Source organism: Methylocystis sp. (assembly GCF_050251305.1).
Lineage (GTDB): Bacteria > Pseudomonadota > Alphaproteobacteria > Rhizobiales > Beijerinckiaceae > Methylocystis.
In genome coordinates, this window is sequence record NZ_JBFWNB010000010.1 from 1 (window position 1) to 24,973 (window position 24,973).

Here is a 24,973-nt window from a genome sequence, read left to right on the forward strand (position 1 = left end):
TGACGACGCGAGCTCCTGCGCGTCCGTATTGGCGACAAGGAAGTCGACGCCCGACAGACCCGAAGAGATCATGTTGTTGACGGCGTTGCAGCCGCCGCCGCCGACGCCGCAAACCGTGATGCGGGGCTTCAATTCCCTCAGTTCGGGAGCTTTAAGGTTGATCGTCATCTGCCAGGCCTCTCACCATTGCGTTCACAAGTCGGCGTCCGTTGTCCTTCGCCAGTGGACGCCCGGTCGCCGAATGCGTCGTCCTCGGCAATCTTGTTCGGCGCGCCGCCGTCGAACGGCTCGCCAGGTCGAAAGAATCACTCCCACGCGATACTAGAAGCTTTCTCTTAACCATCTCCCTACGCGCGAGATGTATCCGTCGGTTCCCGTCGCCGCGCGCTCGACCCGGCGCGGCTCGAAATATTCGTGTGCGGCGACTTGCGGATAGACGAGCAAACCCGCTGCGGCCGCGAAGGCGGGGCTCTTGGCCGACTCGGGCAGGCCCTCGACGCCGACCGGGCGTCCAACCCGCACCTGGCCGCCGAGAATGCGGCGCGCCGCTTCGGCGACGCCCGTGAGCTGGCTCGCGCCGCCGGTCAGCACGATGCGCCGGCCAGGACCGCTCGGATGGCCGGCCTTGGCCAAACGGTCGCGCAGGAACTCGAGCGTTTCCTCGACACGTGGACGGATGATGCGCACAAGATGCGATTTCGGCGCATGCGCCCGGTGATCGTTCTCGCCGACATGATCGAAGGAAATGGTTTCACGCTCGTCGGAGGTCGACGCGATCGCCGAGCCGTGAAAGGTCTTGAGGCGCTCCGCGTCGGAGAGGCGCGCATCGAGGCCGCGGGCGATATCCATTGTGACGTGACCGCCGCCGAGCGCGACGGCGTCGAGGTGAATCATCTCGCCGCGCGCGAAGACCGCAACGGACGTCGATCCTGCGCCCATGTCGACGACGACGACGCCCATCTCGGCTTCGTCGGGTTCGAGCGTCGAGAGGCCGGCGACGTAAGGCGCGGCGGCCATGGCTTCGACGTTGAGATGGCTGCGCTCGACGGCGAGGAGCAGATTGCGGATCGCCGCCTGGTCGCATGTCGCGACGTGGAGATCGACGCCGAGCTCTTCGCCGATCATGTCCTTGGGTTCGCGGATTCCGGACACGCCGTCGAGCGAAAAGCCCATGGGCAGCGAATGCACGGCGACGCGGCCGCGATGCAGATGATGCGCGGCCGAAGCCTCGAGAACGCGATGAATATCGTGTTCAGCGACTTCGCGTCCGCCGATCACGCGTTTCGCCTGGAAATGCTGCGAGGACAGTCGGCCGCCGGCCGCGGTGACGATGACGCGCTCCACCTGCATGCCGGCCATGCGCTCGGCGGCGTCGACCGTCTGCCGGATCGCGGCGTCGGCGGCGTCCATGTCGACCACGAGGCCGTTCTTCACGCCGAGCGAACGCTGGTGGCCGATGCCGACGACGCGCACCCGATGGGTGCGCCAATCGCCCGGCGCGACGGCGCCGAGCGGCGTCAGCCGCGCGATCAGGCAGGCGATCTTCGACGTGCCGACGTCGAGCGCCGCGAATGTCGCCGAGCGACGCGGCGAGAGCGGTTTCATGCGTGGCGGGGCGATGGGCGAAATCATGCGGCTAACCACCACTCTTCGAAGACTTGTGCGGCGCAAATTGCGCCTGGCGCGCCGCGGCGGCTTCTTCCGTCAGCCGCACGCTGACCCGGTCCGGGATGCGCAAATCGATGAACATCACGTCCTTGTCCAGGATCCGCGCCTCGCGCTGCAGGCGGGCAAGCGTCTCCAGCGCGGCGGCCGGACCGATCTCCGGCAGCTTCACCGTGACGCCATTGGTCATCTCGAAGTTCCAACGGCGCCCGGCGACGAGCACGCCAGCCTTGATCCGATGCGCGAGATCGCCGGCTTTCGACAGCAGCATGTGAAATTCGAGCAGACGCTTCTGCGCGCCCTCGCCGACGACGAAAGGCAGGCCCAGATAGCGCTGATCGCGCAATTCATCGATCGGCACGCCGTCCTCGGAGATGACGGCGACGCGTCCGTCGCGCTGCCACAGGGCGCTTGGCTGCCGTTCTTCGATCGCGATGACCAGCCGATCGGGATAGAGCTTCATCACGCGCGCGGTCTTGACGAGGGGAACCCGCATCAGCCGCTCGCGCACCGCCGTCGCGTCGAGAAACGGCAAGGAGTTGCGCGGCCCGACGCCTGCGGCCTCGAGCAATTCGCGTTCGTTCAAACGCGTCTGGCCGGTGATTGTGACGGCTGAGATCGGAAAACCGACGGCGCGCGCCGCGACGTCATAGAGTTCGCCTTCGCTTGCGACGAGCGCGGCATAACCGCCATTCTCGACGAATCCCGCCGCGCCGACGACGCCGAAGAGCGCGACAGTCGCCAGCGAACCGACGCCGGAGCGGCCAAGCAGCGCGAGACGCGGCAGCAGACGCGCGCTGCGGCTTCTGCGGGACGAGGCGCGCGGCGCAACCGCCGCAGCGGCGGGAGGAGAAGGAGGAGCAGCGGCGGCGGGCGGAGCGGACACAGCGGCGGCCGCCGCCAGCGCGTAGGCGTCTTCCCCGGGAATGATGGGAACGAGCGAATGCCGAGCCGAAAACGACTCTCTCAACGATCGCAGGACGCCTCTTCCACCATCCATTTGACCAGCTCGCCGAACGAAAACCCTGCAAATGCCGCCATTTCTGGCACGAGCGAGGTCTCCGTCATTCCCGGCTGGGTGTTCACTTCCAATACGACGAGCTCGCCCGTACCTCCGGGGCGGTCGTCGTATCGGAAGTCTGCGCGGCTTACGCCGCGACAGCCGAGAGCTCGATGAGCCTCAAGGGCCAAATGTTGGACCTCTTGGTAAATATTCTGTTTAAGATTCGCCGGAAGGACGTGTTTCGAGCCGCCCTTGGCGTATTTCGCGTGATAGTCGTACCAACCGCCGTCGGCGGCGAGAATTTCGATGACGTCCAGCGCCTTGTCGTTCATGACGGCGCATGTGAGTTCGCGCCCGGCGATGAACTGCTCCGCGAGCATCAGGTCGCCATGCGTCCAATCCTCGCGCCACAACTCCTGCGGCGGATGCTCCTGCCCCTCGTTGACGATGAAAACCCCGAAGGATGAGCCTTCCGAGACCGGCTTGAGCACGTAAGGCAGGGGGAGCGCATGCGCCTTGGCGGCGTCCAGCCTGTGGAGAACGCGCCCTTTCGGAACCGGAATCCCCGCGGCCGCCATCACCGTCTTGGCGACGTCTTTTTTCATCGCCACCGAAGACGCGAGCACGCCGGAATGCGTGTAGGGGATGCGGAGCAGCTCCAGCGCGCCCTGAATGCAGCCGTCCTCGCCGAACCTGCCGTGCAGCGCGTTGAAGGCGACGTCGGGTTTGAGCGCCGCAAGCGCGTTCGCCACGTCATGCCCCGCGTCGACCCGGCTCACGCGAAACCCTTGCTCTTCGAGAGCCTTCGCGCAGGCTTCGCCCGACCGCAGAGAAATTTCCCGCTCGGCGGAAAGTCCGCCCATCAGAACGGCGACGTGTTTGGTCATGCTCGGCCTTTTTTTAAGAGCGTCAACGCCCCCATGAAGGACTTCAATGCATCGAAGACAATGGCGGCCTGTTCGGGCTTCAACCGGAGACGCCGATGCGCTTGATCTCCCAATGCAGCTCGACGCCGCTCGTCTCACGCACGCGACGGCGCACCTCCTCGCCGAGCGCCTCGATGTCGGCGGCGGTCGCATGCCCGCGATTGATGAGAAAATTGCAGTGCATCTCGCTGACCTGCGCGTCGCCGACGACAAGACCGCGGCAGCCGGCCTTGTCAATGAGCTGCCACGCCTTTCCGCCCTCGGGATTCTTGAAGGTCGAGCCGCCAGTCTTGTCCTTGATCGGCTGCGACGCTTCGCGCGCCGCCGTGATGCGGTCCATCTCGGCGAGGATCGTCGCCGGATCGCCGGGGCGTCCCTGGTACAGCGCCTGGGTGAAAATCACATCCTCGGGCGCGGAACAATGGCGATAGGCGTAGCCCATGTCGGCGTTGGCGTAGACGCGTACCTCTCCGGCGCGGTCGACGCCGCGCGCTTCAATCAATGCGTCTTTGGTTTCTCCGCCATGCGCGCCGGCGTTCATGCGCAGCGCGCCGCCGATCGCGCCGGGAATGCCGCGATAGAAGGCGAGACCGTCGACGCCCGCTTCGGCGGCGGCGCGCGCCGCCTTCACATCGGGAACCGCCGCGCCGACGCGCAGCCTGCAGCCTTCTTCGACGACGATCTCGCCGAATCCCTTGGCGGACAGTCGGATGACGACGCCTTCGACGCCGCCGTCGCGCACGATGAGATTGGAGCCGAGCCCGATCACCGTCACGGGAATGTCGCGCGGCAATCGCGCAAGGAAATAGGCGAGATCGGCTTCATCGGCCGGCATGAACAGGATCTGCGCCGGGCCGCCGACGCGAAACCACGTGTAGGGCGCGAGCGGCTCATTCGCCGTCGCCCGTCCGCGCAATTGCGGCATGGCGGCGGCGATGTCAGCCGAGATATCGGGAAAGGTCACTGCCCCTGCCCTGCCGCGAGCTGCTCCGGCAGCGCATAGGCCCACTGCGTGATGTTGCCGGCGCCCAGACACACGACGTAATCGCCCGGCGCGACGATCTCGCGAATCATCGCGGGCAGAACTTCCGGCGACGGCAGCCCCAAAGCGCGGCGATGCCCGTGCGCCTTGATGGCCGAGACGAGCGAGTCGCGATCGACGCCGGCGATCGGCTGTTCGCCCGCGGGATAGACGTCGGCGATGATGACGACGTCCGCGTCGTTAAAACAGGTCGCGAATGAGTCGAACAGCGACTGCAGGCGCGTGAAGCGATGCGGCTGCATCAGCGCGACGACTTTCCCCTTGGTCGACGCGCGCGCGGCGCGCAGCACGGCGGCGATCTCGACCGGATGATGGCCGTAATCATCAAAAATCTGCACGCCGTTCCATTCGCCGGTCCTGGTGAAGCGGCGCTTCACGCCGCCAAAGCCGGCGAGCGCCTTGCGGATCTGTTCCGGCGACAATCCGAGCTGATGGGCGACGGCGATGGCGGCGGTGGCGTTCAGCGCATTGTGATGGCCGGGCATCGGCAGGACGAGGTCTTCGAGGTAGATCGCCTGCGCCGTCTTGCGGTCTCGCAGAAGCACGTTGAACTTGCAGACGCCACCTTCGAGATTGACGTCAAGGAGGCGCACGTCGGCCTGCGGATTTTCTCCGTAAGTGATCACGCGGCGGTCCTCGATGCGGCCGACAAGCTCCTGCACCGTCGGGTGGTCGAGACACATCACCGCGAAGCCATAGAACGGCAGATTCTCAATGAAATCGCGGAAGGCGTCCTTCACAGCGTCGAAGCTGTGAAAGTGGTCGAGATGTTCGGGATCGATGTTGGTGACGATCGCGACGTCGGCCGGCAGCTTGAGGAACGTGCCGTCGCTCTCGTCGGCTTCGACCACCATCCAGTCGCCGCCGCCCAGTCGCGCATTCGTGCCATAGGCGTTGATGATGCCGCCGTTGATCACCGTCGGATCGAGACCGCCGGCGTCGAGCAGCGTCGCGACCATCGACGTCGTCGTCGTCTTGCCATGCGTGCCGGCGATCGCGACGCATTGCTTCAGGCGCATGAGTTCGGCGAGCATTTCGGCGCGACGCACCACGGGGAGGCGCTTTTCGCGCGCCGCGACCAGTTCGGGATTGTCGCGCTTGATCGCCGTGGAGACGACGACGACCGCGGCCTCGCCGAGATTTTTCGCGTCGTGCCCGATGCTGACGGACGCGCCTTTTTCGGCGAGTCGTTTGACATTGGCGTTTTCCGCCGCGTCGGACCCCTGCACCTTGTAGCCGAGATTGAGCAGCACCTCGGCGATGCCGGACATGCCGATGCCGCCGATGCCGACGAAATGAATCGGACCCAGTTCTCGCGGCAGTTTCATCCCTGTCTCCGTTTCGCGGCGTCCGCTCCCGCCACGCCGATGATCAGATCGGCGAGACGCTCGGCGGCGTCGGCGACGCCCACGCGCTTCGCGGCTTCGGCGCGTGCGGAGAGCCGCCCCGGCGCGCCGATGAGATCCGAAAGGCGCCGCGTCAGAAATTCCGGCGTGAAATCGCTCTGCGGCACGGTTTCGGCGCCGCCCGCCTGTTCGAGAAAAGCGGCGTTCGCCGTCTGATCCTGGTCGAGCGCGTGCGGCAGCGGGACCAGCATCGCCGGGCGGCCGATCACGGCAAGTTCGGAGACCGTCGACGCGCCGGCGCGGGCGATGACGTAATGCGCCGCGGCGACCCGCGCCGGGAAATCGGCGAAGAAGGGCGCAATCTCGGCGCGCACGCCGGCGCCGGCGTAGATCGCCTCGACGCGCGCGATGTCTTCCGGGCGCGCCTGCTGGACCACGGCGATGTTCGCCCGCAGCGCATCGGGAAGCGCCGCGACGGCCGGCGGCACGATGTCCGACATAACGCGCGCGCCCTGCGAGCCGCCGGCGACGAGCAGCCGGAAAACGCCGTCGTCACATGCAGGATACGGAGTCCTGGCGGCGTCGATCACATTCGGGCGCACGGGATTGCCGGTGACCACGACCTTTTCCCGCAACGCGGGCGGCACATCCAGCGTGGGCAGGCCGGCGGCGATTCTGTCGACGCGCCCGGCCAGGAAGCGATTGGCCTTGCCCACGACGCCATTCGCTTCGTGCAGAGCGCTCGGCACGCCAAGATAGGAGGCCGCAAGCAACGGCGGCACTGTTGGGTAGCCGCCGAATCCGATCACGGCGGCGGGCTTCACATGGCGCAGCAGCGCGACCGCCTGCGCCGTGCCGATGGCGAGACGCGCGACCGCCCGCGCCTTGGCGATCACCGACCCGCCGCGCGGCGTGCCGGCAGGGATCACATGCATGGCCCGCGCCGGAAAACCCCCGCCGTAACGCAGCGCGCGCTCTTCGGTGACAAGCTCCGCCGCGACGCCCCGCGCGGCGAGCGCATGTGCGAGCGCCTCGGCCGGAAAGAGATGGCCGCCGGTGCCGCCGGCGGCGAGGAGAATCGGCGAATCGCTCATGCGGAGGCTTTTATCACGCGGCCACGGGCGCGCCCGTCGCCGCGAGCTCGGTCAGCACGCGGGAGCGCGGCCGCTTGCGGGTGACGGCGAGCAGAAAGCCCATGCCGAGCGACAGCGAAATGAGCGAGGAGCCGCCGTAGGAAACGAAGGGCAGAGTCATGCCCTTAGCGGGCATGAGATGCACGTTCACCGCCATGTTGATGCAGCTCTGCAGACCGAACAGCATCACGAGTCCCGCGGTCGCAAAGCGGCAGAAGGGATCGCTGTTGCGCGCCGCCGCGAAAAGTCCGCGCACGACGACGAAGGCGAAGACCGCGGCGAGCGCGATGCAGACCAGGACGCCGAATTCCTCGCCGATGACCGCGAAGATGAAGTCCGTATGCGAGTCGGGCAGGATGCGCTTGACCACGCCTTCTCCGGGTCCCTTGCCGAACCATGATCCGGAGATGAAACTTTCCAGCGCCGTTTCTGACTGGAAGTTGGCCGGAACGCCCGCGACCGGCGGCGGCGGCTCGAGAAAGGTCTCGATGCGCGCATGGACGTGCGGCACGAATTTATAGGCGAGCAGCGCCGAAACGCCGCCAAGGCCGCCCAATCCGACGACCCAGATCCAGTGCAGGCCGGCCATGAAGAACAGCGCCGCCCAGACGATCGAAATCAGCATGGTCTGGCCGAAATCCGGCTGGATCATCAGCGGCACGATCGCGGTCGGCAGCAGCAGCAGGGCGATCAGATTGCCGGGAACGTCCTTGCGCCGCGCGCCTTCGGAGAAGGCCCAGGCGACGAGCACGACGAATGCGGGCTTGAGAAATTCAGAAGGCTGAATGCCGAAGATCCATCGCTTCGCGCCTTTCACCTCCTGGCCGAAGAAGATCGTGGCGAACACCAGCGCGAGAGAAACGACGAAGATCACCAGCGCCAGCCGCCGCACGTGACGCGGCGACAGGAAGGACGTCGCGATCATCACGACGAGCGCCGGCAGCAGATAGAGCACCTGCCGGTTGACGAAATGGAACGTCGGCAGATGCAATCGTTCGGCGACGGGCGGACTGCCGGCCATGGCGAAGACCAGACCGGCGACGATCAGCAGAGCGAGGCTGGCGAGCAGCCAGCGATCCACCGTCCACGCCCAATCGGAGAATGGCGTTCGTTCCGCGCGCGAGATCATGTCACCCTCCTTGTCGCGCCGCGATGACGGCGGGAAGTCCCTCGACGAGACGGCGAAACGCATCGCCGCGCGCCTCGAAATTGGCGAACTGGTCGTAAGACGCGCAAGCGGGCGACAGCAGCACCACCGGCTGCGGCGCGCCTTCGGCGAGCGCGTCGAGCGCCGCGCGCTCCGTCGCGACCTCCAGCGTTCCACAGCGCTCGAACGGCAGCGCGCCATCCAGCGTGCACGCAAAATCGTCCGCCGCCTCGCCGATCAGATAGGCCTTGCGGATACGCGAGAAATGCGGACGCAGCGGCTCGACGCCGCCCTCTTTCGATCTTCCGCCGAGAATCCAGTAGATATCCGTGAAGCTCGTGAGCGCCTTTTCGGCGGCGTCGGCGTTGGTCGCTTTCGAGTCGTTGACGAACAGCGCGCGCTCGATCCGCCGAACTTCCTCCATGCGATGCGGCAGGCCGGGAAAGCTCAACAGGCCGCGCAGGATTTCGTCGTCGTCCAAACCGCATTCCCATGCGGCGGCGGCGGCGAAGGCGGCGTTCTGCGCATTATGCGCGCCGCGCAGCGCGCGCGCGCCTTCGAGCGAGCCGATCAGTTCCGCTTCCTCGGGCGGATGCCCCTGCTCGCGGAAATAGACGCTTCGATCCTCGACATAGAATCCCCAGTCGAGCGCGCGCTTGCCCGAGACCGGCGTGACGCGCTGTTCGGGCGAAGCGGACTCCATCAAGCGTGCGCCGATCGCATGGCAATAGGCGTCGTCGACGCCGACCAGCGCCACTTCGGCCGCGGCGACGAGCCGCTCCTTGATGGCGGCGTAATTTTCGAGCGTTCCGTGGCGGTCGATATGGTCCGGCGTGATGTTGATCAGCACGCCGATGGTCGGCGCCAGCGACGGCGCCAGATCGATCTGAAACGACGAACATTCGATGACGTGAATGCGCTCGTCCGACGGCGGCTCGAGATCCAGGATCGGCACGCCGATATTGCCGCCGAGCTGCACGTCGCGGCCGGCCTCGCGCAAGATGTGGGCGATCAGCGCCGTCGTCGTCGATTTGCCGTTCGTGCCGGTGATGGCGATGAAGGGCGATCCGCCGGCGCGCGCCTCGCGTTCGCGGCAGAACAGTTCGACGTCGCCGATGATTTCAACGCCAGCGGCCGTCGCCGCCTGCACGACCCAATGCGGCTCGGGATGGGTCAGCGGCACGCCGGGAGAAAGGACGAGCGCATCGAAGTCGCTCCAATCCGCGACGGCGAGATCATCAAGCGCGACGCCTTGGGCGACGGCCTTGAGCCGTCCGGATTCGCCGTCGTCCCAGGCGGCGACCTGCGCGCCGCCGGCGATCAGCGCGCGCGCCGTGGAGAGGCCCGAACCGCCCAATCCGAAAAGCGCGACGCGCTTGCCCCGGAACGTCTCGACCGGCGTCATCGTCACCTCAGCTTCAAGGTCGAGAGGCCCATGAGGGCCAGGACGAAGGCGATGATCCAGAAGCGGATGACGATCTGCGGCTCCTTCCAGCCCTTCTGCTCGAAGTGGTGATGGATCGGCGCCATCAGAAAGACGCGCCTGCCGGTCAGCTTGTAATAGACCACCTGGATGATGACCGACGCGCCTTCGAGGACGAAAAGTCCGCCGACGATGACGAGCACAAACTCCTGCTTCACGGCCACCGCCACCGAGCCGACGAGCCCGCCCAGCGCCAGCGAGCCGGTATCGCCCATGAAGATCTGCGCCGGGGGCGCGTTGAACCACAGGAAGCCCAGCCCGGCGCCGATGAAGGCCGAACAGACGATCGTCAGTTCGCCGACGCCGGCGACGTAATTGACGCCGAGATAGTTCGAAAAGATCGAATTGCCGACGAGATAGGCGAAGATCGCAAAAGCGCCGGCGGCGATCATCGACGGAACGATGGCGAGTCCGTCGAGCCCGTCGGTGAGATTGACGCAATTGCCCGCGGCGACGATCACGAATGCGCCGAAGAGAATGAAGAACGGGCCAAGCGTCGCCACATAGCCCTTGACCATCGGGATCGCGATCTTCGACATCTCGTCGCCGCCGATCCGCATCAGCGCGAAGCAGGCGAGGCCGGCGATCAAAAATTCGAGCGCCAGCCGCATCTTGCCGGAGAAGCCGGCGTGCGACTGCTTGGTCACTTTGAGATAGTCGTCATAAAAGCCGATGAGGCCGAAGCTGACGGTGACGAAGAGCACGATCCACACATAGGCGTTGCGCAAATTCGCCCAGAGCAGCGTCGCCGCGACCAGGCCCGACAGAATCATCAGGCCGCCCATCGTCGGCGTGCCTTTTTTGGTCACGAGATGCGAGGCCGGCCCGTCTTCGCGGATCGGCTGGCCCTTGCCCTGTTTGATGCGCAATGCGGCGATCACGCCCGGACCGAAGAAAAAGACGAAGAACAGCGCCGTCGCCGCCCCCATCGCGGCGCGAAAAGTTATGTATCGGAAGACGTTTAGCGGACTGTAAAGATATGAGAGGTCCGCAAGCAGCGTCAGCATCGTCTCACCTCAGTTCGCCATTTCAGCGGCGAATGCGCTTTTCAAGGCCGAGACGATCCGCGCCATTCGCGAACCATTGGAGCCCTTCACCATGATGACGTCGCCGGGACGGATCGCGGCGAGAACCGCCTCCTCCAGCTCCAACGGCGTCGCTCGGTGCGCGGCGCGCATCGAATCAGGCGCAGCGTAGCTTAAGCGCGACATCAATGGTCCCGAGGTAAATAGCAGATCGACATTGGCGTCGATAAGGTCCTGGGCGAGCGCGGCGTGCAGTTCGGCCGCCTGAGGCCCGAGCTCCAACATGTCGCCCAGCACCGCGATGCGCCGGCCGCGCGCCCCCGTCGTCGCGCCGCCAAGCAGCTGCAGCGCCGCGCGCATCGAGGTCGGATTGGCGTTGTAGCTCTCGTCGATGAGCGTAAACGCGCCTTCCGGCGTCGTTATCTGCTCGCGCTGGCCGCGTCCGGACGGCGGCTTGAAGTCGGCGAAGGCCGCCGCCGCCTGCTCCAGATCCACGTCGAAAACGGCGCCGACAAGCAGCGCCGCGAGCGCATTCGTCGCGACATGCCTTCCCGGCGCGCCGATGCGAAAACCCAGCCGCCGACCGAGGATGTCCGCCTCGACCCATGCGCCCTCGCCGACGACCTCATAGGAGAGGAGCCGCGCATGCGCGCCCTCCGCCTCGCCGAAGCCGAGGACATGGCCGGACGTCGGCGCCGCCGCCGCGGCGAGACGTTCGTAAAATCCGTCATCGCGATTGATGATCGCGACGCCGCCTTCGAGCGTGGAAAAGATTTCGGCCTTGGCGTCGGCGATTTTTTCGATCGTTCCGAAATATTCGAGATGCACCGGCGCGATGCGCGTGACCACGGCGACGTGGGGGCGCACCTGAGCGACCAGCGCGGCGATCTCGCCCGCGTGATTCATCCCGAGTTCGAACACGCCGAACCGCGACTCCGCGGGCATGCGCGCCAGCGTCAACGGCACGCCCCAGTGATTGTTGTATGACGCCGCCGAGGCGTGGGTCGCGCCGAAGCGCGACAGCATCAGCCGCGTCATATCCTTAGTCGAGGTCTTGCCGACCGAGCCTGTGATGGCGGCGATGAAAGCCGCGGTCCGTTCGCGCGCCCGCTGCCCCAACGATTCGAGCGACTTCTGCACGTCCTTGACGACGAAGAGCGGCCCGGCGCCGGCGAGTTCGGCCGCATGCGCTTCGTCGACCACCGCCGCGGCCGCGCCTTTCTCAAACGCCGTTCGCACGAAGTCGTGGCCGTCGCGCGTCTCTCCCTTGATCGCGAAGAACAGATCGCCCGGCTGAAGCGTGCGCGTGTCGATGGAAACGCCATTGGCCTCGCGCGCAAGGCCGCCGCTTGCGCGCGCGCGCAGCGCGCCGACCAGCGCCAATCCCGACCATAACGGTCTCCCGGTCATGGATGATGCTCCTTTAGCGCCCGCGCGATCGCCTCATGATCGGAAAACGGCAGAACGCGGTCGCCGACGATCTGCCCCGTCTCATGGCCCTTGCCGGCCACGACGAGCGCATCGCCCGTTTCAAGCTCCGCGACGGCGTTGGCGATCGCCGCGCCCCGGTCCTCGATCTCAATGATCTGCGCCGCGCCGCCGCGGGCTCCTTCGAGTATTTGTGCGCGAATGGCGGCGGCGTCCTCGCTGCGCGGATTGTCGTCCGTGACGATGGCGACGTCCGCCGCGCGGGCGACGATTTCCCCCATCAAGGGGCGTTTGCCACGGTCGCGATCGCCGCCGCAACCGAAAACGACAATCAGGCGATTTTGTGTCAGCGGCCGCAACGCGGCGAGCACTTTCTCCAGGGCGTCGGGCTTGTGCGCATAGTCGACGAAAATGGGCGCGCCCTTGCGCTGGCCGACAAGTTCAAGCCGTCCCGGCGCGCCCTTGAGGCTTTCGAGCGCGCTGAAGACGTGCTGCGGGTCGTCGCCGCTGGCGATGGCGAGACCGGCGGCGACAAGCGCATTCGACGTCTGAAAGGCGCCGGCGAGCGGAAGCTCCACCTCATATTCGACGCCGTCATGGCGGAGCCGCAGCGACGTCGCGAGGGCGGACGGCGCCGCCGAAACGAGCCTGATCGCCGCGCCTTTCGAGCCGACGTCGAAAACCTTGAGCCCTTTTGCGCTGCAAAGGCCGATGACGCGCGACGCGACGTCGCTGTCGGCGTCGATCACCGCCGTCTGGCCCTCGTCCATCAGCGTGTCGAAGAGACGCATCTTCGCCGCGAAATAGTCTTCCATGCTGGCGTGATGGTCGAGATGGTCGCGCGAGAAATTCGTGAAGCCGGCGACGGCGACGCGCACGCCGTCGAGCCGGCGCTGATCGATCCCGAGCGACGACGCCTCCATCGCGAGATGCGTCACGCCGCGTCCCGCGAGTTCGTCCAGCGTCTTGTGCAGTTCGACCGGTCCGGGCGTTGTCAGCGCGCCATATTGCGCGCCGCGCGAATCCACCATTCCCACCGTGCCGAGCGACGCCGCCTGATGTCCGAGCGTCGCCCAGATCTGGCGCAGGAAGGCGACGACCGACGTCTTGCCGCTTGTGCCCGTGACGGCGGCGATCGTCGCCGGCTGACGGGAAAAGAAGCGCGCCGCGGCAAGAGCCAGGGCGCGCCGGACGTCCTCGACGACGACGAGCGGCAGCGGACTGTCCGCTCTGCGCTGCGCGACGACCACGCAGGCGCCGCGCGCCGCTGCGTCGGCGACATAGGACATTCCATCGCCCGCATGGCCGGGTATCGCAAAAAAAACGAAGCCGTCGCGCGCCATTCGACTGTCGGCCGTCAGGCCGACGACCTCGAGCCCGCGCAAGGCGGGCTCGAGGTCAGGCGTCGCGAGCAGTTCCGATAGCAGCATCAATGCCCTCCCCTGCCGTGGGCGGGAACATTGGCATAGCCATAACCCAATTTGGCGAGCAGGGGGAAAGGCTGGTGCGGCGGCTCGAAGCGCGGCGCGAGCCCCAGGATCGGGCCGACGCGCTCGATGATCTGGCCGGTGACGTAGCCCGCGTTATAGGCCGCCGTGGCGTAGCCGCCGGTTTCCGGCAGCCCCTGGGGTTCGTCCATGATCGTCAGGAACAGATATTTCGGCTTGTCCGACGGCGAGACGGCCATGAAGGTGTTAAACAGCCGGTTCTTCGAATAATGGCCGTTGACGACCTTTTCCGCGGTGCCGGTTTTGCCGCCGACGAAATAGCCGGGAATGTTCACCTTCCGCGCGGTGCCGATTTCGGCGTTGAGGCGCATGAGGTAGCGCATCGCCTCGCTCGTCTCGGGCTTGATCACGCGCGCGGCGTCCGCTTTCGCTTCCTCCTCGTCGCGCTTGATGAAGGTCGGGGTGATTAGATAGCCGCCGTTCATCAGCGCGCCGACGGCCATCATCGCCTGTAGCGGCGCCACGGCGAGGCCATGCCCGAAGGCGATGGTCATGGTGTTCAGCTCGCCCCAGTTCTTGGGCACGATCGGCTCGGCGCTTTCCGGCAGTTCGGTGCGCATGCGCGTGAGCTGGCCCATCTTGCGCAGGAACGCCTTATGCCGCTCCACGCCCTGACCCATCGCCATGCGCGCCGTGCCGACATTGGACGAATAGGTGAAGACTTCCGGGACGGTGAGCGCGCGATTTTGCGCGTGATAGTCATGGATCTTGAAGCGCCCGAACGAGAGCGCGCCGCGCGCGTCGAGCCTCGAATTGAGATTGACCTTCCCGGAGTCCAGCGCCATCGCGATGGTGAGCGCCTTGAAGGTCGAGCCCATCTCGTAAACGCCGACGTTCATGCGGTTGATATGAATGGGATCGAGCGCTTCCGTCGGCTTGTTCGGATCGTAGTCGGGGAGCGACGCGAGCGCGATCACTTCTCCCGTGTTGACGTCGAGAATGGCGGCGCCGCCCGCCTTCGCCTTGAAGTGCGCCACGCCCTTTTCGAGTTCGTCGCGCAGCGCATGCGTCGCGCGGATGTCGAGCGAGAGCGACACCGGCTTCAGCTCCTCGGGAGTCACGCCGAAGCCGGCGCCGTGCAAATCCGCCAGGCCCTGCCCGTCGATATATTTCTCGACGCCGGCGATGCCCTGATTGTCGATATTGGCGAAACCGAGCACATGCGCGCCGATCGGCCCGTTCGGATAGACTCGCTTATTTTCGGCGATCAAGCCGACCCCGGGCAGGCCGAGATGGAAGACTTCGTCGCGCTGATGCGGCGTCACCTCGCGCTTCACCCAGACGAAGCCCTTTCTGGAGCCGAGCCGCTCGCGCAAATCGCGCGCGTCAAGTCCCGGCAGAACGGCGGTCAGCAGCTCGGTCGCTTCATCCTTGTCGATGATGCGGCGCGGCTCGGCGAACACCGACATCACCTTGACGTCGCTTGCAAGCACTTCGCCGTTGCGATCGACGATATCCGGACGGGACGCCGCGACCGCCTCCGCCGCGGCGCGCCGCGTCGTCGACGCCTCGGGCTTGAAGCCGAGATAGACGAGCTTGATCGCAATCACCGCATAGAGCACGAGGAAGCCGAGCGCCGCGAGCCGCATGCGCGACGCGCTCAAAGCGAGGCTCGTCGAAAACAGCGCGCGCAAAATTGTGCGCATCTTGTCGGCGGCGCGCGGCGAAGGCTGCGTATCAAGCGGTGTCTGCGTCATGGCTTGCGTCGCTCTTGGCTTTGTCCCTGCGCTTTGGGCGTGGTCGTCGGCGCGCTGCCGGCGACGGGAGGCGTCGCCGGCATGCTCAATCCAAGCGTATCGAGCTTCTGGCCGATGGAATCGATGCGCGGCGATCGCTCGGGTAGCGATTGCGCCGAAACGACCTGAGTCGCATCGAGCTGCTTCATGCCGGGCAGATAGGCGTCGGCGAGCTGCTGAATGCGCTCCGGCCGGGTCATGAAGGCCCATTCGGCGCGCAGCACCGCAATCGCGTCGCGCTCCTGCCTGATCTCGATCTTGGTTTTCGCGATCTGCTCGGCGCGATAGCTCGTCTGATATTTGATCGAATAGGCGTAAACCGCCGAGCCGACGAACGCGAGAACCGCGATGATATTGAGGAGCCGCAGCATCAGGCTTTTCCCTTGTCGCGATCCGGCAGACGAACGAGTCGCGCGAGCCGCGCATCAAGCATGTGAGGCGGCGACGCCGTGCGCGTCGCATAACGCAGTTTGGCCGAGCGCGCGCGCGGATTGGCCGCCGTTTCGGCGGGCGTTGGCGTCACCGGCTGGCGGCCTTTGCAGAGGAAGCTCGGCGCCGGCGGCGCCGTTTCGCCGGGAAGACGGCGCGAGCCGGTTTCGCCGCGGCCGCACCGTTCGGCGAGAAATTGCTTGACGATGCGATCCTCGAGCGAATGAAACGTCACGACGACGAGACGACCGCTTTCGGCAAGAAGCCGTTCGGCGCCAAGCAGCCCGCTCAGCAATTCCTGGAGCTCGTCGTTGACGGCGATGCGCAGCGCCTGAAAGCTTCTGGTCGCCGGATGGATGTCGCCCGGACGACCGGGCGCCACCCGTTCAACGAGCCCGGCAAGCGCCTTCGTCGTTTCGAACGGCGCGATCTGGCGGTCGTGCGCGATCGCGCGCGCGATGCGCCGCGCCGCGCGCTCCTCGCCGTAGAAATACAGAATGTCCGCGAGCGTCTCTTCATCCGCTTCATTGACGATGTCGGCGGCGCTGCGCCCGCGTCCTTCCATGCGCATGTCGAGCGGTCCGTCGGCGCGGAAGGAAAAGCCACGGGCCGCTTCGTCGAACTGCATCGACGAGACGCCGATATCGAACACCACGCCGTCAATCGGCGCGAAGCCCTGCGCGCGCGCGACCTCTTCGAGCTGAGAAAAGCGCGCTTCGACAAGCGTGAGCCGTCCGCGCATCTCGTCGACGAACGCCTGACCGGCTTTGAACGCCGTCTGATCGCGGTCGAAGGCGAGCACGCGGGTCTCCGGATGCGCGAGCATCGCGCGCGTATAGCCGCCGGCGCCGAAGGTGGCGTCGATGTAGCGCCCCCCGCGCTGGACGCCGAGGGCGGCGATCGCCTCATCCCGCAGCACCGGGATATGCGGCGCCGAAGTCATCGTCATGCTCCTCAACCGGCGGCGCGCGGCGCGAGACGGCCCGCGGCGCGATCGCATGCGCCCGCCGAGCGCTGGCTCGTCGAGACGGCTCGAGTGCGGCTGGGCGGTCTTCATCGACATGGAACCGCGAGGCGCCGGAAGCAGGTGGTCGCCACGCGCCGAATTCGGCAACCGTGTTTATTAGGCTTTGTTACCGTTAAGGGAGCGTTTACGGTGGCCGCGAATTTGGCGACATGGAGGCGGCGCTAGAGGAATGACTCACGACGTCCTGGTCCGGCCGACGCCGTCCTGGTTGGCGGACGCCGCTGGCCTCCCTTAAGAAATTCCTCCGATTTGAGGCGCCAGCCGGCCTGTAAGCCGGGTTCTGTACGTCCTTCGCAGAACGTGACGACCATTCCTCTGGGACGGGCGTTGCCGCCCGCCTCAAGCAACCAACCCGGGCGACAGTCCCGGAGACGGGTTGAAGGCTGAAGCTCGCGCTTAAGGCCTTCCGTCGCCCCTATTCGGTCTTGCTCCCGGCGGGGCTTGCCGTGCCCCGAACGTCGCCGCTCGGGCGGTGCGCTCTTACCGCACCCTTTCACCCTTACCGCTTGCGCGGCGGTTTGCTTTCTGTGGCGCTATCCCTGGGGTCGCCCCCGCCGGACCTTATCCGGCGCCGTGTCTCCGTGGAGCCCGGACTTTCCTCTGCGTTTCGGCAGCGGCCGTCCAGCCGACTGGCATAGCAGGGATAGGCGCCCCTGCACCGGATTGCAAGACGGACTCGCGGCCGGCGACCGCCGGCGCTGACGACTTTTGCGCGCAGCCTCTGTCGTTCCAGAAAATTTCCGCTCAAGATCGGAAATGGATTAAGCCGTGGTCATGAGCGCGGCGCGGGACGAGGAACAGGGAGCGCGGATCGTCGAGATTCTCGCGCCCGTCGCGGTCGACTCGACCTATTCCTATCTTGCGCCGGCGGCGATGCGGCTTGCGCCTGGCGACAGCGTCAAAGCGCCGCTCGGACGCCGGGAGGCTTACGGCGTCGTCTGGTCCGTCGAGGGCGGCGCCGGCCCGCGCGGAAACCTCAAGACCGTCGCAACGCGCCTCGAGCGGCCGCCGCTGCCGCGACAGCTTCGCGACTTCATCGACTGGCTCGCGCGCTACACGCTGACGCCCCGCGGCATGGCGTTGCGGCTCGCCACGCGCGCCGCGGAAGAAGCCGCGCCAGAGACGCCGCGCACGCTCTATCGCGCGAGCGGCGCCGCGCCCGAACGGTTGACGCCGACGCGCGCGCGCGTCCTCAAAGCCGCGGAAGGCGGCGTCGCTTTCGCCAAGAAAGCGCTTGCCGAAGCCGCCGCCTGCTCGACCGGCGTCATCGACGCGCTGGTCGACGAAGGCGCGCTGGAGGCCATCTCCGCGCCGCCCGAGCCGATCGCGCCGCCGCTCGATCCTTTCTTCGCGACGCCGGCGCTGGAGCCCGCGCAGCAGACCGCCGCGGACGCCTTGAAGGCGGCGCTCGCTGCGCGCGCGTTCAAGCCGTTCCTGCTCGAAGGCGTCACCGGCTCCGGCAAAACCGAAGTGTATTTCGAGGCGATCGCCCAGACGCAGGAGAGCGGCGGACAGGCGCTCGTCATGATGCCGGAAATCGCGCTGACGACGCAATTTCTCGAACGTTTCGCCGCGCGTTTCGGTGCGCGTCCCGCCGAATGGCACTCCGGCGTCAGCCCGCGAAAGCGCGCGCGCATCTGGCGCGGCTGCGCGACGGGCGACGTGCGCGTCGTCGTCGGCGCGCGCTCGGCGCTGTTCCTGCCCTTTTCAAATTTGCGGCTGATCGTCGTCGATGAGGAGCATGAAGCCGCCTACAAGCAGGACGACGGCGTGAGCTATCATGCGCGCGACATGGCGGTCGTGCGCGCCCATATCGAAGAGGCGACGATCGTCCTCGCTTCCGCGACTCCGTCGATCGAAACGCGCGTCAACGCGATGCGCGGACGCTACGGCTATCTGCGACTGGATTCACGCGCGCGGGCGCGCCTCATGCCGACGCTCGAGGCGATCGACATGCGCAAGGAAGGGCCGCCGCGCGGCAGATGGATCGCGCCGCGGTTGGCTCTGGCGATCGGCGAGACGATTGCGCGCGGCGAGCAGGCGCTGCTCTTTCTCAATCGGCGCGGCTATGCGCCGCTGACGATCTGCCGCACATGCGGCCATCGCTTCCGCTGCGAGAATTGCGACGCCTGGCTGGTCGAACACCGCTTTCGCCGCGCGTTGATGTGCCATCATTGCGGCCATGTCGAGCGTCGTCCGGAGGCGTGCCCCGAGTGCGGGAGCGAGGACTCGCTCGCCGCCTGCGGACCGGGAGTCGAGCGACTCGCCGAAGAAGCCGCGACGCTTTTTCCAGACGCGCGCATGCTGGTTCTCTCATCAGATTTTCCTGGCGGCGCGGAGAGGCTGCGGCGCGAGTTGGAGGAGATTGCGCATGGCGCCTTCGACGTCGTGATCGGCACGCAACTCGTCGCCAAGGGCCATAATTTTCCCTATCTCACGCTTGTCGGCGTGGTCGACGCGGATCTTGGCCTCGGCAGCGGCGATCCGCGCGCCGCCGAACGCACCTTCCAGCTGCTCAATCAGGTGACCGGCCGCGCGGGGCGCGGCGACAAGCCGGGACGCGCGCTGATCCAGACATTTCAACCGTCGCATCCGGTGATCGAGGCGATCCTGTCGGGCGACGCGGAAAAGTTTTACGAACAGGAAATCGCGGTGCGCGAGCGCGCCGGACTACCGCCCTTCGGGCGCCTCGCCGCGCTGATCGTTTCGGCCAAGGACGCCGCCGCGGCGGAAGCGCATGCGCGCGCGCTTGCGCGCGCAGCCCATGAGCTGCCGCCGTCGCCGCGCTATCGCGTCGCTGCGCCCGGCGGCTGGCCCGAAGAGAACGAAATCGCGCTGCTGGGTCCTGCCGAAGCGCCCATTGCGCTCATCCGCGGACGCTATCGATTCCGATTGCTCGCCAAGGGGCCGCGGAACGCCGACATGCAGGGATTCTTGCGCGACATGCTCGCCGCCGGCCCAAAGGAAAGAGGCGGCGTGCGCGTTCAAATCGATGTCGACCCGCAGAACTTCTCTTGAGCGCCGCGCCCCGGCCTACGGGCGGCGTCCTCATTGTCGACGCGCGGCTTCTGTCTGCCGGCGCCTCGTCTTCGCCGATTTATCCGCCGACGACCCGCGCGACGATCTTCGCAGTGTAATCCACCATCGGCACGATACGCGCATAATTGATCCGCGTCGGTCCAATGACTCCGAGCGCGCCGATGATCCGGCGTTCGCTGTCGCGGAGCGGCGCAGCGATCATCGACGAGCCGGAAAGCGAAAACAGCTTGTTCTCCGAGCCGATGAAGATGCGCACCCCTTCCCCCTCTTCGGCCCGCTCGAGCAGGTCGATGACCTCGGTCTTCGTTTCGAGATCGGCGAACAGCAGCCGGACCCGTTCGAGATCGGCGGCGGCGGTCAGATCTTCCAGAAGATGCGCCTGGCCGCGCACGATCAGCTGCCGCGATTCGCCCATCGCGCCCGCCCATGTCGCCAGCCCGGTCTCCACAAGTCGCGCGGCGAGTTCGTCGAGCTCTCGCTGCGCGGCGCGGCGCGAGGCTTCGATGTTCTCGCGCGCTTCGGCGATGGTTCTGCCGGACACGCGCGCATTCAGATAATTGGCGGCCGCTGTCAGCGCCGAGGCCGGCAGATCCCGCGCCACGGGAATCACCCGATTTTCAACCGATCCGTCATCCGCGACGAGAATGACCAGAGCCCGCTCCGGCTCGAGCCGCACGAAGTCGATCTGCTTCAGCCTGACATTGTCCTTGGAGGCGACGACCACGCCGGCGATGCGCGTCAGCCCGGAGAGCAGGCTCGTCGCTTCCGCGAGCACCCCCGGGAAATCATGGTCCTTGGAGGCCGCTTCGACCTCGGCGGCGATGCGCGCCCGCTCGTTTTCCTCAAGGTCGCCGATCTGCAGCATCGAATCGACGAAGAACCGCAGGCCAAGCTCGGTCGGCAGCCGTCCCGCGCTCGTATGCGGCGCGTAGATGAGGCCAAGCTCCTCCAGATCCTGCATCACATTGCGCACCGACGCAGGCGAGAGCGTCATCGGCAGGAGCCTCGCGAGGTTGCGCGAGCCGACCGGATCGCCGGACGTCAGATAGCTGTCGACGATCTGCCTGAAGATTTCGCGCGAGCGTTCGCTAAGCTGAGAGAGGCTCAAAGCCGAGGGATGAGCAGCCGGGGGGGTGCGGATCATGGGCTGAGAATATCGCATTGTCGTCCCAACGAAAAAGCCCGGCCGCAAGGCCGGGCTTCATCGACGTCGGGGAGGACGGTCGATCAGATTCCGAGATCATCCATGCCGATCAGCGCGCCAAAGCTCTTGACCTGGTAGTTGATGCCGATGCGGGCGATGTGCGTGTCCAGATTGTTGCCGTTGATGGTGCGGTAGGCCAAGGGGAAGCCGAGGCTCGCGCCGGAAGCGCCCTTCATGCGGGTGAAGAGATATTCCGCCTTAATGGTCCAGTTATCGAGGACGGCATATTCGATGCCGCCGCCGACGGCGAAGCCGGCCTGCCACGAGGATCGGCTGGACGGAAACTGCACGCCGTTCACCCATTGCTGGCCGTAGGGGCTGACCCTGCCGTAGGCCAAACCGCCGGTGATGTACGGAAGGACGCGGCCGAAGGCGTAGCCAAAGCGCAGACGCTCGGCGCCGAACCATTGCAGGCGGCTGCTGGCTCCGACGCCAGCGAGATAGGCGCCCGAATTCGTCGCGCGAACATCGGCGTAGTTGAATTCGCTTTCATAACCGAGCACGAGGCCGTTGCCGAACACCCAGTTGTAGCCGTTCTGATAGCCGACCATGAACCCGCTCGTGCCGATCGACGTGGTCGTCGGAAACACGAGGAAGGGTCCAGGCCGCAGCATATAGATAGCGGAGTTATGGCTGGAGACGCCGCCGGCGTAGCCGCCGCTGATGCCGATGTGGAAACCTTCCCAGCTGAAGGTCGGCGGCGGCGGAGGCGGAGGCGGCGCTTTGTAGCTCGGAAGGTCAGCGGCCGAAGCGGCGCTGGCCGCCAGCACTGACGCGAAGGCGCCAAGAATAAGGTTTCTGAAAGTCATCCGAGCGCCTCCAATGGGCTCGCCCTCCGGGGACGAACTGAAGTTTCGGATGCAAAGTAGCACCGACAAACCTAAGACGTAATTAGCGCCGGGGGGCGCCGCGGCGTTTTTCCGTCGCCGTTGCGGATGGGACACACTCTAATCCAACACCCTGATTTGACGGAGACTATTGGGCTCCGCCGGCGTCAATCAGCGCCGACGTCAGCACGCCAAGGCTCGCCTTGTACGCCGCGAGCGAAAATCGCGCTTCGTAATAGCGCCGCGCCGGGCTCGCGCGGCGCGCAGATTCGTCCAGAGGCGCGGGGGCGGCCGACCGGCGCAGCGCATCCGCGAATTCGCATGCGGAATCGGCGATGACGACGCCGGGCAGGCGCAGCGCGTCCCCGTCCATCCCGCGCATCGCCTTGGTCGTGGCGATCAGCGGCACGCCGCTGGAGAGCGCTTCCACCGATTTGATCGACAGTCCGGTGCCGCTGATCGTCGGCAGCAGCGCAAGGCGGGCGTTCGCGTAAACGACGCCGGGATCTTCGACCCGCCCCAGAAACCAGTCCTTATACGCGGCGTATTGCTCGGGGGCTTTCGAACGCACGGCGGCGTCGACATTGCCGACGATCTTCACCTCGACGCCGGGCGCCTTCGGCGCAACCTCGCGCAGGAACCAGATGACGCTTTCGACATTGGCGGTGTTGTTGCTTGCGACAAGAATGATGTCCGGGCCGCCAGGACCGGTCGGCGCCTCGGGGGTCGCCGGATAGAGCAGCGCATGCGCCTTTTCCGGGAGCAGGACGCGAAAATCTTCGGCCTCCTCGGCGTTGAGATGCAACAGCAGATCGGCGCCGCGCATGGCCTCAAGTTCTTGCGCCAGCATCGACTCATAGGTCGCGCGCGGGCTGAGCCAGGGCATGGTCTCGTTGATGAGCGCGAATTGGCGCGCCTGCAGATCATGCGTGTCGAGCAGGATCGGCGCGGACCCGCGCGCGAGGCGACGCGCCACGGGCATCAGAAAAAAGTGATTGCAGTGGACGAGATCGAACGTCGCGTCATCGAGGGAGTCCGACAGCCGCGTGCGTTCCGCCGCGTCGAGGCGCACCACCGCCTGATCGCCGTGGATATACGGCCACAACACTTCGCGCAGAAAGCGCGGCGAGAACACGGCGCAAAACGGCGCGCCGCCGTAATAGCGCGGGCCGGCGTCAAGTTCGGGCGTGGCTTGCCGGAAGGACTTCCAAATCCAGCGCCGCGTCGGAACGAAGCCCGGATCGGAACTGACTGCGATTGGAAAAACCTCAGCGCCCAGCGCGCGATAGGCGGCGATCTGGCCAAGCACGACGCGATAGGTGCCGCAGGAATGCCAGGCGGGATGGATCAGCGCGACGCGCCGGCCAACAAGCGGACGGTAGGAGCAGGCCGGGCACTCACGTGATGCAACGCTCAACCCGATCCTCCAGCTGGCGCAGGCGGCAGCCTAAGCAGAGTTCGGCTGTTCCGACAATCTCGCTTCCGCGTGAAACCGCCTGCGCGTGGGCGCGTTTGGAACAGTTCGAACAAACCGGAGCCTCGGCGGGCGGCGCTTCATGCCGCCTGCGGCGCGCATCGCCGTTACGTTTTCAGACCCTGGCCGCGAGCGCTTCGGCGGCGGTCGCCAATGTGCGCGCATAGGCCTCCGGGCTGAATGCGTCTTCGTACAGACGGCGCGTGTCGCTTCGCGCCGGATCCGCATGGTCTCCGCTTTCCGCCCGCGCCTCGGCCTCGCGCCATAAGGCGGCGAATTGCCTGGCGTCTTCGGCGAGCGCGACATTCCGCAGCTGCGCCGGATCGACCTGCATGCCGCGAAAGGCCAGCGGCGTCGCGACGAGCGGCGCGCCGCAGGAGAGCGCCTCGACCGCCTTGATCGACAGGCCGTGGCCTTCGACCGTCGGCAGCAGCACGCAGCCCGCATTGGCGTAGACCGCGCCGATATCCTCGACGCGGCCCCTGAACAGGCTGCGGTGCGATTCATAGAGCGCCGGGTCGCGGCGCTTCACGCCGCCGTCGATATTGCCGTAGATCGCGACGCGGGCGTCGCCCGCAAGCGGAACGACCTCCTGCAGAAACCAGCGCAGACTCATGTAATTGCCGTAATTGTCGCTCGCGACGATGATGACGTCGCGCCCGCGCGCCAAGGGCGCCGACGGCACCGCCGGATAGATCAGAGCGTGACGCGACTGCGGCAGGAGCTCCTGGAAATCGCGATGCTCCTCCTCATTGAGATGCGCGCAGAGATCGGCGCGCCGCATCCATGAGAGTTCGACCTCGAGCATGTCGTCGTAGGTCGCATAGGGGGGAATGAAAAAGCCGCCCTTGTTGCGCAACACATATTGGCGCGCCTGAATGTCCTGCGTCTCGAGAACCACCGGAACTTTCCGGCCGCGCTGCAACCGCTCGACGAAAGGCAGCGTGAAATAATGATTGGCGTGAATGAAGTCGATCGTTTCGCCGTCGAATCCTTCCGGCAAAGGCGCGCGCTTGGCGAGTTCAATGAGCCATGACGCCTGATCGCCGTGGATCAACCGCCACCAGCCGTCGACCAGAAGCCGGGACGCCAAAGCGGCGAACGGAGCGCCCGAAAAGAAGCGACGATCGGCGCCGATGTCGCGGGACGCTTCGATATAGGCCGGCCAGCGCGCGCCATGCGGCGGCGAACGGCCGATATCGTCCATCATCGCGACGGACAGGACGCGCGCGCCGAGCGCCTTATAGGCGGCGATCTGACTGACGTTGACCTGATAGCTGCCGCAACTGTGCCAGGCCGCATGAACGACGGCGACGGTTTTGCCGGCGAAGGGCCGCCCGCCTGCCGCCATGGTCTCCCCCCGGCGCGTCGCGGATGTCGAAATATCGCGCGTCATATCAGTCATCGTGCTGCAACATGGCGGATCGTTCTCAAATATTACGGAAATCGCGCGCTCGGCCTCTTAAGCGCGCCGACTCGCTGCTGTTTCACATTGAGGCGTCCCGACCCTTATTCGCCCGACGCAGGGCCG

General features: G+C 66.3%; 19 protein-coding genes, 1 other RNA gene and 1 pseudogene. 1 reads left to right on the forward strand and 20 read right to left on the reverse strand.

Annotation, left to right across the window (positions count from 1 at the left end):
- The 16 genes and pseudogenes from AB7F41_RS05235 to rnpB all read right to left on the reverse strand — a co-directional run.
- A pseudogene (locus tag AB7F41_RS05235) lies at window positions 1-168 on the reverse strand (cell division protein FtsZ); the annotation flags it as partial.
- A gap of 153 nt (window positions 169-321) precedes the next feature.
- Window positions 322-1,632, reverse strand: coding sequence for a cell division protein FtsA (ftsA, locus tag AB7F41_RS05240; RefSeq protein ID WP_428381302.1), 1,311 nt, complete (start codon window positions 1,630-1,632; stop codon window positions 322-324).
- A 4-nt stretch (window positions 1,633-1,636) separates the two neighbouring features.
- Window positions 1,637-2,665, reverse strand: coding sequence for a cell division protein FtsQ/DivIB (locus AB7F41_RS05245; RefSeq protein ID WP_428381300.1), 1,029 nt, complete (start codon window positions 2,663-2,665; stop codon window positions 1,637-1,639).
- Window positions 2,632-3,555, reverse strand: coding sequence for a D-alanine--D-alanine ligase (locus tag AB7F41_RS05250; protein ID WP_428381298.1), 924 nt, complete (start codon window positions 3,553-3,555; stop codon window positions 2,632-2,634). The genes AB7F41_RS05245 and AB7F41_RS05250 overlap by 34 nt, the downstream gene beginning before the upstream one ends.
- Window positions 3,556-3,634: 79 nt before the next feature.
- Window positions 3,635-4,558 carry a UDP-N-acetylmuramate dehydrogenase gene (gene murB, locus AB7F41_RS05255; protein ID WP_428381296.1) on the reverse strand — a complete coding sequence of 308 codons (924 nt, stop codon included), beginning with the start codon at window positions 4,556-4,558 and terminating at the stop codon, window positions 3,635-3,637.
- Window positions 4,555-5,964 carry a UDP-N-acetylmuramate--L-alanine ligase gene (gene murC / locus AB7F41_RS05260; RefSeq protein ID WP_428381294.1) on the reverse strand — a complete coding sequence of 470 codons (1,410 nt, stop codon included), beginning with the start codon at window positions 5,962-5,964 and terminating at the stop codon, window positions 4,555-4,557. Before murC ends, murB begins: the two co-directional genes overlap by 4 nt.
- Window positions 5,961-7,076: an undecaprenyldiphospho-muramoylpentapeptide beta-N-acetylglucosaminyltransferase gene (gene murG / locus AB7F41_RS05265; protein ID WP_428381292.1), complete on the reverse strand. Its 1,116-nt coding sequence runs from the start codon at window positions 7,074-7,076 to the stop codon at window positions 5,961-5,963. Before murG ends, murC begins: the two co-directional genes overlap by 4 nt.
- A 13-nt stretch (window positions 7,077-7,089) precedes the next feature.
- Window positions 7,090-8,244 carry an FtsW/RodA/SpoVE family cell cycle protein gene (locus AB7F41_RS05270; RefSeq protein WP_428381290.1) on the reverse strand — a complete coding sequence of 385 codons (1,155 nt, stop codon included), beginning with the start codon at window positions 8,242-8,244 and terminating at the stop codon, window positions 7,090-7,092.
- A 1-nt stretch (window position 8,245) separates the two neighbouring features.
- Window positions 8,246-9,667 (reverse strand): UDP-N-acetylmuramoyl-L-alanine--D-glutamate ligase, encoded by a 1,422-nt coding sequence (gene murD / locus AB7F41_RS05275; protein WP_428381288.1) that lies wholly within the window; start codon window positions 9,665-9,667, stop codon window positions 8,246-8,248.
- 2 nt (window positions 9,668-9,669) lie between these two features.
- A complete protein-coding gene (gene mraY, locus AB7F41_RS05280) occupies window positions 9,670-10,752 on the reverse strand; it encodes a phospho-N-acetylmuramoyl-pentapeptide-transferase (RefSeq protein ID WP_428381286.1) in 1,083 nt (360 codons plus the stop codon).
- Window positions 10,753-10,761: 9 nt separating this feature from the next.
- The gene (locus AB7F41_RS05285) at window positions 10,762-12,180 is read right to left on the reverse strand and encodes a UDP-N-acetylmuramoylalanyl-D-glutamyl-2,6-diaminopimelate--D-alanyl-D-alanine ligase (RefSeq protein ID WP_428381284.1); all 1,419 of its coding nucleotides are present in this window, start codon (window positions 12,178-12,180) and stop codon (window positions 10,762-10,764) included.
- The gene (locus AB7F41_RS05290; protein WP_428381282.1) at window positions 12,177-13,628 is read right to left on the reverse strand and encodes a UDP-N-acetylmuramoyl-L-alanyl-D-glutamate--2,6-diaminopimelate ligase; all 1,452 of its coding nucleotides are present in this window, start codon (window positions 13,626-13,628) and stop codon (window positions 12,177-12,179) included. The genes AB7F41_RS05285 and AB7F41_RS05290 overlap by 4 nt, the downstream gene beginning before the upstream one ends.
- Window positions 13,628-15,403, reverse strand: coding sequence for a peptidoglycan D,D-transpeptidase FtsI family protein (locus AB7F41_RS05295; protein ID WP_428381280.1), 1,776 nt, complete (start codon window positions 15,401-15,403; stop codon window positions 13,628-13,630). The genes AB7F41_RS05290 and AB7F41_RS05295 overlap by 1 nt, the downstream gene beginning before the upstream one ends.
- A complete protein-coding gene (gene ftsL / locus AB7F41_RS05300; RefSeq protein WP_428381278.1) occupies window positions 15,400-15,813 on the reverse strand; it encodes a cell division protein FtsL in 414 nt (137 codons plus the stop codon). Before ftsL ends, AB7F41_RS05295 begins: the two co-directional genes overlap by 4 nt.
- On the reverse strand, window positions 15,813-16,820 hold the full coding sequence (gene rsmH / locus AB7F41_RS05305) for a 16S rRNA (cytosine(1402)-N(4))-methyltransferase RsmH (RefSeq protein WP_428381276.1): 1,008 nt from the start codon (window positions 16,818-16,820) through the stop codon (window positions 15,813-15,815). Before rsmH ends, ftsL begins: the two co-directional genes overlap by 1 nt.
- Window positions 16,821-17,151: 331 nt before the next feature.
- Window positions 17,152-17,531, reverse strand: an RNA gene (rnpB, locus tag AB7F41_RS05310) — RNase P RNA component class A.
- A gap of 141 nt (window positions 17,532-17,672) precedes the next feature.
- Between rnpB and AB7F41_RS05315 the strand changes: the two genes are divergently transcribed.
- On the forward strand, window positions 17,673-19,916 hold the full coding sequence (locus AB7F41_RS05315; RefSeq protein ID WP_428381274.1) for a primosomal protein N': 2,244 nt from the start codon (window positions 17,673-17,675) through the stop codon (window positions 19,914-19,916).
- A gap of 79 nt (window positions 19,917-19,995) precedes the next feature.
- On the opposite strand, the gene hrcA is transcribed toward AB7F41_RS05315, so the two are convergent.
- The 4 genes from hrcA to AB7F41_RS05335 form a co-directional block, all read right to left on the reverse strand.
- Window positions 19,996-21,081, reverse strand: a complete 1,086-nt coding sequence (gene hrcA / locus AB7F41_RS05320; RefSeq protein WP_428381272.1) for a heat-inducible transcriptional repressor HrcA — start codon at window positions 21,079-21,081, stop codon at window positions 19,996-19,998.
- Window positions 21,082-21,164: 83 nt separating this feature from the next.
- The gene (locus AB7F41_RS05325; RefSeq protein WP_428381270.1) at window positions 21,165-21,950 is read right to left on the reverse strand and encodes an outer membrane protein; all 786 of its coding nucleotides are present in this window, start codon (window positions 21,948-21,950) and stop codon (window positions 21,165-21,167) included.
- Window positions 21,951-22,116: 166 nt separating this feature from the next.
- Entirely contained in the window at window positions 22,117-23,385 is a 1,269-nt protein-coding gene (locus AB7F41_RS05330; protein ID WP_428381268.1) for a glycosyltransferase family 4 protein, read from the reverse strand.
- Window positions 23,386-23,557: 172 nt separating this feature from the next.
- Entirely contained in the window at window positions 23,558-24,793 is a 1,236-nt protein-coding gene (locus AB7F41_RS05335) for a glycosyltransferase (RefSeq protein ID WP_428406454.1), read from the reverse strand.
- Between the last annotated feature and the right edge of the window lie 180 nt (window positions 24,794-24,973).